The sequence below is a fragment of the Puniceibacterium antarcticum genome (assembly GCF_002760615.1).
In the GTDB taxonomy this organism is placed as follows: Bacteria; Pseudomonadota; Alphaproteobacteria; order Rhodobacterales; family Rhodobacteraceae; genus Puniceibacterium; species Puniceibacterium antarcticum.
In genome coordinates, this window is the sequence record NZ_AWWI01000025.1 from 1 (window position 1) to 9,507 (window position 9,507).

10 protein-coding genes are annotated in these 9,507 nt (G+C 59.6%); 4 read left to right on the top strand and 6 right to left on the bottom strand.

Going from position 1 to position 9,507, the window contains the following annotated elements; all coding sequences use genetic code 11:
• Window positions 1-35: 35 nt before the first annotated feature.
• The 5 genes from P775_RS02605 to P775_RS02625 all read right to left on the bottom strand — a co-directional run bounded on the left by P775_RS02605 (window position 36) and on the right by P775_RS02625 (window position 4,839).
• Complete coding sequence (locus tag P775_RS02605) at window positions 36-536, bottom strand: DJ-1/PfpI family protein (protein WP_245875537.1); 501 nt, start codon at window positions 534-536, stop codon at window positions 36-38.
• Between the two features lie 71 nt (window positions 537-607).
• The gene (locus tag P775_RS02610) at window positions 608-1,573 is read right to left on the bottom strand and encodes a substrate-binding domain-containing protein (protein WP_099909508.1); all 966 of its coding nucleotides are present in this window, start codon (window positions 1,571-1,573) and stop codon (window positions 608-610) included.
• Window positions 1,574-1,610: 37 nt separating this feature from the next.
• The gene (locus P775_RS02615; RefSeq protein WP_099909509.1) at window positions 1,611-2,606 is read right to left on the bottom strand and encodes an ABC transporter permease; all 996 of its coding nucleotides are present in this window, start codon (window positions 2,604-2,606) and stop codon (window positions 1,611-1,613) included.
• Between the two features lie 2 nt (window positions 2,607-2,608).
• A complete protein-coding gene (locus tag P775_RS02620; protein ID WP_099909510.1) occupies window positions 2,609-4,144 on the bottom strand; it encodes a sugar ABC transporter ATP-binding protein in 1,536 nt (511 codons plus the stop codon).
• A gap of 8 nt (window positions 4,145-4,152) precedes the next feature.
• Window positions 4,153-4,839, bottom strand: coding sequence for a GntR family transcriptional regulator (locus P775_RS02625; RefSeq protein WP_099909511.1), 687 nt, complete (start codon window positions 4,837-4,839; stop codon window positions 4,153-4,155).
• A 478-nt stretch (window positions 4,840-5,317) separates the two neighbouring features.
• Here P775_RS02625 and P775_RS28395 point away from each other — a divergent pair, with 478 nt between their 5' ends.
• The 4 genes from P775_RS28395 to P775_RS27455 all read left to right on the top strand — a co-directional run bounded on the left by P775_RS28395 (window position 5,318) and on the right by P775_RS27455 (window position 9,224).
• Entirely contained in the window at window positions 5,318-5,941 is a 624-nt protein-coding gene (locus tag P775_RS28395; RefSeq protein ID WP_342749628.1) for an Ldh family oxidoreductase, read from the top strand.
• A 22-nt stretch (window positions 5,942-5,963) separates the two neighbouring features.
• A complete protein-coding gene (locus tag P775_RS02635) occupies window positions 5,964-7,169 on the top strand; it encodes an iron-containing alcohol dehydrogenase (protein WP_099909512.1) in 1,206 nt (401 codons plus the stop codon).
• Between the two features lie 105 nt (window positions 7,170-7,274).
• Window positions 7,275-8,645, top strand: coding sequence for an NAD-dependent succinate-semialdehyde dehydrogenase (locus tag P775_RS02640; RefSeq protein ID WP_245875538.1), 1,371 nt, complete (start codon window positions 7,275-7,277; stop codon window positions 8,643-8,645).
• A gap of 123 nt (window positions 8,646-8,768) precedes the next feature.
• Complete coding sequence (locus P775_RS27455; protein ID WP_143520781.1) at window positions 8,769-9,224, top strand: alpha/beta hydrolase; 456 nt, start codon at window positions 8,769-8,771, stop codon at window positions 9,222-9,224.
• An 84-nt stretch (window positions 9,225-9,308) separates the two neighbouring features.
• Here P775_RS27455 and P775_RS28400 read toward each other — a convergent pair.
• A partial coding sequence (locus P775_RS28400; RefSeq protein ID WP_218967610.1) for a hypothetical protein occupies window positions 9,309-9,507 on the bottom strand: 199 nt, incomplete at its 5' end.

Sequence of the window (9,507 nt, forward strand, 5' to 3'; positions counted from 1 at the left end):
CCTTTCGGTTGGGCCAGAGTCTATCTCAAACTGGATTAGCTGCAGGGGGCAACGTCATCGGCATCGTAGTATGTTCCACCTACTGCAGTGACCTCCGGTGCGCAGGCCCCCAGTCCCGCGACCGTTCTGCCTTTCAGTACGCCCGGAACGGCCATCAGGATTTGCACACCGTGGCAAATCGTGAAAATCGGTTTGCCTGTATCGTGAAAGTGCTTCACCATCTTCTGGATGCGCGGATCGGTACGGATGTATTCCGGTCCCCGTCCCCCTGCGGCATAGACCGCGTCGTAGCTGTCGAGTTCCGCTTCGGCTTCCGAGAATGTCTTGTTGATTTCCGCATTGTGCCCCGGCTTCTCGGTGTAGGTCTGATGACCTTCGAAGTCGTGCAGCGAGGTGGCAATCACGTCACCCGCACTCTTGTCCGGGCAAACGACGTGAACGGTGTGGCCCACGGCTTCCATCCCTTGCTGGTAGACGTAGATTTCGTATTCTTCGGTGAATTCACCGCATAGCATAAGGATTTTCTTGCCTGGCATCTTGGTTCTCCGGTTCAGGTTGAGGAATGGCCCAGCCGAACGTTGATACGGCCGGGTCGAAGCGCTACGCTTCAGAACGGCGAGTCAGGGAAATAGAACTGGTCCGCATTCTCGGGCGTGATCAGCGGGGCGTCCAACTTGAAGGAACCGCGCATCAGGGCTTGGCCAGCAAACTGTGCAGCGGTCATGTAGATGGCGGAAGCGATCATGGACGGCGGATATGGAGTCGAGATCGGAGTGCGTTCGTCGCCCGCTTTTACCATCTCAATGACCTGCTTCATCCCGTTGCCGCCGAGTGCAAATTTCACATCCGCGCGACCGGCTTGGTCGACCGCTTCCAGAACACCCAGCAGCATGTCGTCGTCGTTGGCCCAGACCGCGTCGATGTTGGGATACTGCGCAAGATAATCCTGCATCAGCGTAAAGGCCTCGTCCTGGTTCCAGTTGGCGTACTGAATATCGAGGATCTTGATGTTGCTCTTGTCGATCACCTCGGTGAAGCCCTTGATCCTCTCGTCGTCGATGACGGTGGGGATGCCGCGCAGGACAACGATTTCTCCTTCTCCACCCAACTTGTCGACCAACCAGTCGGCCGTATTCGAACCCACGGCAATGTTGTCTCCGGCGACGTACAAGTCCTGGATCGACGGATCCGAAAGACCTCGATCAACGACAGTGATGAAGGTGCCATTTGAAGCCACTTGCTCCACCGGTCCGGTCAACTCTTCGGAGGTGAAGGGCAGGATGACCAGTGCGTCAAGGTTATTCGTGGCCGACAAATCCTCCAGTGCTGACACTTGAGCTGTAGCAGAAGCGGCCGTAGAGACGATCACGTCGATGTTCGGGTACGCGGCTTCGATCTCCTTCTCTGCTCGTTCGGCATGGTAGACAACGCCGCCAGTCCAGCCGTGCGTCGCTGCAGGGATCGACACCGCGATGGTGAATTCCTTGTCCTGTGCCAGTACAGGCGTACTGGCGATTGCGCTTGCCAGTACTGTGGCGGACAGGATCCGTGCACTTTTGTTAAAAGTCCTCATTTTCTTCTCCTCCGTTGCGATAGGTGACGCGCCCTTGTCAGCGGGCGCTTGTGAAGCGGTGTGCAAGCATGGCGATGATAATGATTGAGCCCTGCACTGCGGCCACGAGGTATTCCGAGACCATGTCCGTCAGGACCATGACGTTCGCGATGATCTCGAGAATGAGTGCGCCGGCGACAGTGCCCCAGACGCGGGCCTTGCCACCGCGCAGAAGCGTGCCACCAATGACGACAGCGGTGATGACCTGAAGCTCCCACAATTGCCCGGTGGTCGGCGTCGCCGCTCCCAGTCGGGGCACATAGCAGATCGCGGCGACCGCGACGCAGATGCCCTGGATGACGAAAGCCATCGTGCGGATGCGACCCACGTGCACCCCGGAAAAGCGCGCGACATCGGCGTTCGATCCCACGGCGGTAACGCGACGACCGTATTTCGTGCGATAAAGCACGAATGCCCCGATCAGTACCACGACAAGTGTGATAAGCACTGGATAGGGCACGCCGACGAAGTCACCGAAATGGACTGGCCGATAAGCCTCGCGCAAACTGCGGTCGATGGGGAGCGAACCGCCATCGGACATGAAAGTTATAAAGGCGCGGAAGATGCCCATCGTGCCCAGCGTGACAATGAAGGGTTCGATTCGCCCCACAGTGATGATCAAACCGTTCAGCAACCCGCACAGTGCGCCGACAACGACTGCGACCCCCGCCCCAGCCAGGATCGCCCAGTTCCCGAGCGCAGGTGTCAGGCCGTTCATGGTCAGGATCATGATGCCCGTGACGAAGGCCATCATGGAGCCGACGGAAAGGTCCAGTCCGCCGGTGGCGATGACGAAGGTTGCCCCGACCCCTATGATCGCGATGAAGGCGCTTCGGGTGATGACGTTCAGCAGGTTGTTGGTGGACAGGAAATTGGAATTGATCGTCGCCCCGAGGATCACGATCACGGCAAGTGCAATGAAAGGGGCGAGACTGCCCCATGGGATACTAACCCCCTCTCCCTTCGGTGCGGTTCTGACGTCGATGCTGCTCATGTCTATGCCCCCCCTTCTTTTGTCCTGCCGCTGCTGGCGGCGGCATAGACGATGTTCTCTTCGGTGATGTCCGTGCCGTCCAGTTCCGCCACAAAGCGGCCGCTGCGCATGACCAGCACCCGGTCGGCGAGGCCCACCAATTCCGGCAGCTCAGAGGAGATGACCACGCAGGCCTTTCCCGTCCGCACGAAATCGTCGATGAACTTGTAGATCTGGCTCTTGTTGCCGATGTCGACGCCCTGCGTCGGCTCGTCGATGACCACCACCGATGGATCGGTCATCATTACCTTGGCCAGTAGCAGCTTCTGCTGGTTACCGCCCGATAGATTGCCCACGTCCATGCCCAAGGACCGCGCGCGGATATCGTATTCCTCGACCGCGTGATCCAGCGCATGCATCTCGCGCCGTCGGTCGAGCTGCAGGCCGGGGTTGACGGCGTCCAACGCCTGAAGTGTCAAATTCGGGCCAAGCCGGTCGTTCAGCAGCAGCCCCTTCCCCTTGCGGTCCTCGGTCAGATAGACGAGGCCTGCCTCCATCATGCGCTTGACGTTGGGCGAGGAAATGGTCCTGCCCTTCAGCACGATCCTGTGAGCCTCCGCGGGACGCAACCCCGTCAGCCCTTCGAAAAATTCTGTCCTGCCAGCGCCGATCATGCCGCCGATGCCCAGCACTTCCCCGGGGCGAACAACAAGTGATCCGCTGGCCGCACCATAGTCCACCACGAGCTCGGTCACCTCAAGGATAGGATCCGCGTCCGCCCTCCCGCGCTTCGGCGGGTAGAGCATGTCAAGCTTGCGCCCCACCATCTGTTCGGCCATCTGGCGTTGGTCAAGGTCGCGCACCGGCCAAGTCCCGATCATGTCACCATCTCGCAGGACAGTCACTCGATCGGCCAGCGCTTCGACCTCCTCCAGCTTGTGCGAAATATAAAGTACGGCAACACCGCGGTCACGCAGGTCCCGGACGATTTGCAGCAACGACTCCACCTCGTCGTTGGCCAGCATCGCGGTGGGTTCGTCGAGGATCACCACCTTACGGTCATCGAGGAAGGCGCGGGCGATCTGGAAGAGCTGGCGCTGCGCGAGCGGTTGATCGCCAACCCTGTCCGTTGGGAGCGCTGTGGACCCGACCTGTGCCAGCACCTCTGCCGTGCGCCGGTTCATGGCGCGGTCGTCGACCATGAACCGGCGCGTCAGTTCGCGTCCAAGGAACAGGTTCTGAGCAACGGTCAGGTCTGCGGCCAACAATATCTCCTGATGCACCAGTACGATCCCTGCCGCTTCTGCCTGCGCGGCATCAGCAAAGCGGATGCCTTTGCCAGCCATGAAAAGCTGGCCTTTAGTGGGTGCTGTGTGACCCGAGAGCAGCTTCATCAGCGTAGATTTACCTGCCCCGTTCTCGCCGATGATCGCATGCACCTCACCTTCAAGAATATCGAGCGTGACGCCTCTCAAAACTTCGATCAGACCATAGCATTTGGAAAGACCCCGCACGCTTAACGCTGAGGCTTCAGCGTTGGTCGGGGCGGGTTTGTCCATCGTCAAGCTCATGCAAATGCCGCGACCAGCCGGTCACGAGACCGACTGATGTGATTGTGCATCGCCGCGTATGCGGCATCTGCGTCGCTCGCGCGGAACGCGGCGACAAGGCGTTCGTGCTCTTCAAGCGCTTCTTGTGTGACGCGGCTATGAAACATCAGGCGAAAGATGTGGAGGTGAAAATGTTGGTCTGCAAGCGCTTGCCGCACCACCTCGTTGCCCGCAATTTTCATGATTTCGTCGTGGAAATGGGCATCCGCCCGTGCAAATCGTGAATAACGACTGTTGCTATCGACAGGCTGTTCGCCTTTTTCCATATCGGCTGCAGCCAGTTGCAGCCGGGCCAACGTTTCGGCTGTCATATCATGGCATGCCCGACGTGCACCTTCGGGCTCAATCATCAGTCGGAAATCATAAAGATCCTCGAATTGCTTGTGCGTCAATTGCGGCGCCGCGGAATAACCAACCAGGTGCGCCTTACGCACCAGTCCTTCCCGCTCAAGCCGATTCAATGCCTCGCGCACCGGAGTCTGGGAGACGTTGAGCTCCCGCGCAAGACCGTCGATCAGAATACGCGCGCCTGGCGAGATTTCGAGCGCCATCAGCTTTTCATAGATGCGTTCATGCACACCATCGGAAATGCTGCTTGGCCGGAGGTGTCCACCGTCCTTCGTGCGCTCTGCCGAAACTGCCATCTGCCGACCTCCCTACCTACGTCCTTGACAATTTGAAGGATAAAAACAATACAATATCAAATACAATATAATATACGATATGATAAGGCGACAAAGCGTGCATGCTTCGATTCCTGACATCCGCCGATTTAGCATGGAAGCCCCTAAGTATCAGGGCGTTCCGGAAAAATCCGCATGGCTGCAAGCCGATTTGCTAATCGAAGCGGAGCTCCGCAGTATGCCGTTCCACGGCATGCAACGCTTGCCCCGTCTAATCGAAAGGCTTCGCGAGCATCTCGCCGATTCACATGCACACGTGGCCCCAAACTGTGTGCGCCCGGCGGCACTGAGGATACATGATAACATGGGGTCCGCCCGGTGCTCATGACCGAAACACTGAGGCGCCTGGATCAGCGTGTGCCCAGCGAGGGCGTCCCCCGTTGCAGCGATCCACAACGCGAATCACATAGGAATGTTGGCCTATTAAGCAGAAGCCGCGGTGGCCATGGGACGGATAGGACTTTCCCTCACGATCAGCGAGTCGCTCGTGCAACCCTTCGGCGGGAAGCAGGCGATGCTGGGTACCAACCCCACCGCCATTGGTATTCCGAGCGGCCAAGCGCCCTTCATCTACGACTTGGCGACAAGCCTCGTCTCCATGGGCAAGATCCATCACCACGCACTGACGCAAACGCCGATGGCTGAAGGTTGGCCGGTCGATACGAATGGCCGTGCCACCACTGATACAGAAGCCGCCAAGACCGGGGCCATCGCGCCTTTCGAGGAAGCAAAAGGATATGGGCTGGGCCTCGCATTAGAACTCTTGGTTTCTGCCCTCGCTGGAACCGCTTTTGCACCCGACGTGCGCGGTACACTTGACGCCAAGAATCCCGCCAACAAGGAGGACGTAACCATGTTGATCGACCAGGCAACAAAGGGCGGGACCGGAGCCCAGCTTGCAGAATACCTTTATCGTCCGCGGATTTCGCGCCCAGCAGATCCTGATCGCCCAGTAGCCGTTCCCGCCGACAGGATGCGCGCGCGCCCCGCCGCCGCGCTGACTCAGGGGATCGACCTCCCCGACACACTTTTCGAGGCATTGCGCGGCCTCGTGCCTCACTGACCAAACACCAGAGGAGAAAAACATGGCGATATTTGGCACGATCAGGGCCCCACGGGAGATCATATTTGGCGCGGGTCAGCGCGCGGCCCTCGGACGCATTGCGAAGCCGCTCGGAAAGCGTGCCCTCATCATAACCGATGAACGGCTCGCGGGCGATGCTACGATTACTGACATCGTGGCTCAGCTCGAAGGCGTCGGCCTTGCCGTGCGCCTCGACAGTTCCACTCAGCCAGATGTGCCGGTCAGTACAACGATAGAAAGCGCCGAGGCCGCACGGGACTTTGCCCCCGACCTCGTGATCGGAATCGGTGGGGGATCCTGTCTGGATATGGCGAAATGCGTGGCTATCCTGCTCACACACGGCGGCACGCCGCAGGATTATTATGGCGAATTCAAGGTTCCCGGACCGGTCATGCCGCTGATCGCGATTCCGACTACGGCAGGAACTGGGTCCGAAGTCACGCCCGTCGCTGTACTATCGGACACCGAACGAAAGTTGAAGGTCGGCATTTCCTCGCCGCATATTATCCCGACGGTCGCGATTTGCGACCCCGATCTGACCCTGACCTGCCCCCCCACCCTGACGGCCATCGCCGGTGCGGATGCACTGACTCACGCGATCGAGGCCTTCACCGCGATCCGCCATGAGCCCGCGCCAGGTTTGTCGCAGGAACGCGTCTTCGTCGGCAAGAACGCCACCTCCGACGCCTTTGCTCTCCGCGCCATCTCGCTTCTGTGGGAAGGACTGGCAACGGCATGCACCGATGGGACCAACGTAGAGGCCCGCGCGAACGTGATGCTGGGCGCGACGATGGCGGGTCTTGCGTTTGGCGTTGCTGGCACAGCCGCTGCGCACGCCATCCAATATCCGGTGGGCGCCCTGACCCACACGCCCCATGGCTCGGGCGTCGCTTGCCTGATGCCATACGTCATGGCATGGAACGCACCCGTTATCGGTACTGAACTCGAGCAATTTGCCAAAGCTACCAACCTGCCAAACGGTGATGCCGTCATCCCTGCTATTGCAGCCCTTTTCGAGCGTATCGGCATACCGCCGACGCTTGAGGCTTTGGGATTAGCAGAGGACCATCTTGACTGGGTCTCCGAACAATCTTGCGGCATCGCGCGGCTGATACAGAACAACCCCCGCCCCCTGCCCCTTTCCGACATGCGCTTTCTTCTCGGCGTGGCTTACAGCGGCGACCGTGCCGAACTTGCATTGAAATGAACGGAGAACCCGATGGTCCTAGATAACGTCTTCACCGGCTACGCTGACCCGTAACTTCATGCCGAAGGCCTTTATATCGGTGGCCAATGGACGGCCGGTATCGGCATTCCTGTCACGGATCCCTCCACCGGCAACACGATCGCCGAGGTGGCCAATGCGCAGACCGCTGACGCCTTACGTGCCGTGGACGCTGCGGAGGCCGCAGCGCCCGGTTGGAGAAACACCTCCCCGCGCCGACGGTCCGAGATTCTGCGGCGCTGGTTCGAGTTGATGACAAGTCACGCAGAAGAACTGGCCCTGCTTATCTCGCTCGAAAACGGCAAAGCCCTGCCTGACGCGCGGGGCGAGGTCGCCTACGCCGCCGAATTCTTCCGCTGGTACGCCGAGGAAGCCACCCGCGTCCCGGGCGAGTTCCGTCATACGCCGGGCGGTGCGCACAACATCCTGGTCGATCACGAACCAATCGGCATATCCCTGTTGATCACGCCATGGAACTTCCCCGCTGCCATGGCCACGCGCAAGATCGCTCCGGCGTTGGCCGCCGGTTGCACCGTGATCCTCAAACCGGCATCAGAGACTCCGCTTACAGGCTACGCCATGGCGCGGCTGGGGGCAGAGGCCGGCGTGCCGCCCGGCGTAGTCAATGTCATCACCACGTCAAACCCCGGCCAGTTGACCAACGCCATCCTCGTCGATCCGCGCGTGCGCAAGCTGTCCTTTACTGGCTCGACCGGTGTCGGCCGCATCCTCTTGGCAGAGGCCGCCAAAAAGGTTGTCAGCTGCTCGATGGAGTTGGGCGGCAACGCACCCTTCGTCGTGATGGATGATGCCGACCTCGAAGCGTCGCTTGAGGGCGCGATGATCGCAAAGATGCGTAACGGCGGCGAGGCCTGCACGGCTGCAAATCGGTTCTACGCCCAGACCGGTATTCACGACGCCTTCGTTTCGGGGCTCACGGAGCTGATGAGGGCGCTGAAACTTGGAGCGGGCTACGCGTCAGATACGCAATGCGGGCCCATGATCACCGCAAAGGCTGTCGAGAAGATCGATAGGCTGGTGACCGAGGCCAAGGACCGCGGCGCACGTGTGACCACCGGTGGTGTGCCCATGGTAGCGTCGGGTTACTATTATACTCCGACAGTGCTTGAAAACACATCACCCGACTCCGCCATCGCAAAAGAAGAAATTTTTGGCCCCGTCGCCGCTGTCTACCGCTTCGAAACCGAGGAAGACGCGATACGGCTGGCCAACGATACCGAATACGGGCTAGCAGCTTATGTCTACTCTCGCGACATCAGGCGCGCGATGCGGATTGGCCGAGGGATTGAAACCGGTATGGTCGGCATTAACCGAGGCCTGATGTCCGACCCGGCGGCCCCCTTCGGCGGCGTCAAGCAAAGCGGACTGGGGCGTGAGGGCGGCGTCACCGGCATCCTTGAATTCATGGAGCCAAAATATTTCGCCGTCGAATTCTGACTAAGAGTGGGACGCACGGATGCCCGAACTGGATGTCTATCGCAACCGGAAATTCATCCCCGATTTTGATGCGATCATAGCCGAAACGGAGGCCCGGGGCTGCGATCAGGCGCGCGAAACCGATTGGAACGTGACCTGCCCTACGGGCACAGCACACGACAGAAACTCGATCTGGTATTTTCACTTGGTGACGTTTCGGACGCACTGTTGCACATCTTCGTCCACGGCGGCTATTTGCGGGAAGGCAGCAAAGACGTGTACATGCTCGTCGCCGACCCGGTGCTTGCAGCGGGCGGTATTTTCACTCTGGTGAGGTACGACCTGATGCGTTCATCACATCTGCGTGATATCGTGACTCAAGTACGCACCGCCTCTGGCAGTATCACCGCGCTCGCTCCTACGTTCGGCGCCAACCCCGACCGCATGACCGCCAGCGGACATTCCGCCGGGGCGCACTTGGCTTCGCTCCTTGCAGCGCACGCACCCTGCGACATCGGCCTGCCCCGATGCCAGACCCAAAAGCACTTCTGCTGGTCAGTCGTATCTACGACCTCTCTGGCATTCCAGAGAGCTATTTGAAGGATGAGACAGGCATAACTCCCGCAGAAGCTGCTGCCTGGTCGCCCCTTTTGGAGCAAAATCACGCCGGTCCGCTTCGCGTCATCAGCAGGGGAGAAAAGGAAACTCATCCCTTCCACGATCAATCGGAATGCTTTGCCGCCTTGACGCATGGCGGCGGTCTTGTCGAATGTCGCAAAGAACCGAGGGCAAACAAAATCGATACAGTCCTCGATTGGCATCGTCAACTTGCCGGGACTGTTCTGCAATCGTAGCGATAGACATGATAAAAGGGCGCTGTTGC

What these genes read in the sequence shown, in the direction of transcription:
- P775_RS02615 (WP_099909509.1), bottom strand. Translation starts at nt 2,606, where the DNA reads ATGAGCAGCATCGACGTCAGAACCGCACCGAAGGGAGAGGGGGTTAGT.
- P775_RS02635 (WP_099909512.1), top strand. Translation starts at nt 5,964, where the DNA reads ATGGCGATATTTGGCACGATCAGGGCCCCACGGGAGATCATATTTGGC.
- P775_RS02620 (WP_099909510.1), bottom strand. Translation starts at nt 4,144, where the DNA reads ATGGACAAACCCGCCCCGACCAACGCTGAAGCCTCAGCGTTAAGCGTG.
- P775_RS02625 (WP_099909511.1), bottom strand. Translation starts at nt 4,839, where the DNA reads ATGGCAGTTTCGGCAGAGCGCACGAAGGACGGTGGACACCTCCGGCCA.
- P775_RS02610 (WP_099909508.1), bottom strand. Translation starts at nt 1,573, where the DNA reads ATGAGGACTTTTAACAAAAGTGCACGGATCCTGTCCGCCACAGTACTG.
- P775_RS02605 (WP_245875537.1), bottom strand. Translation starts at nt 536, where the DNA reads ATGCCAGGCAAGAAAATCCTTATGCTATGCGGTGAATTCACCGAAGAA.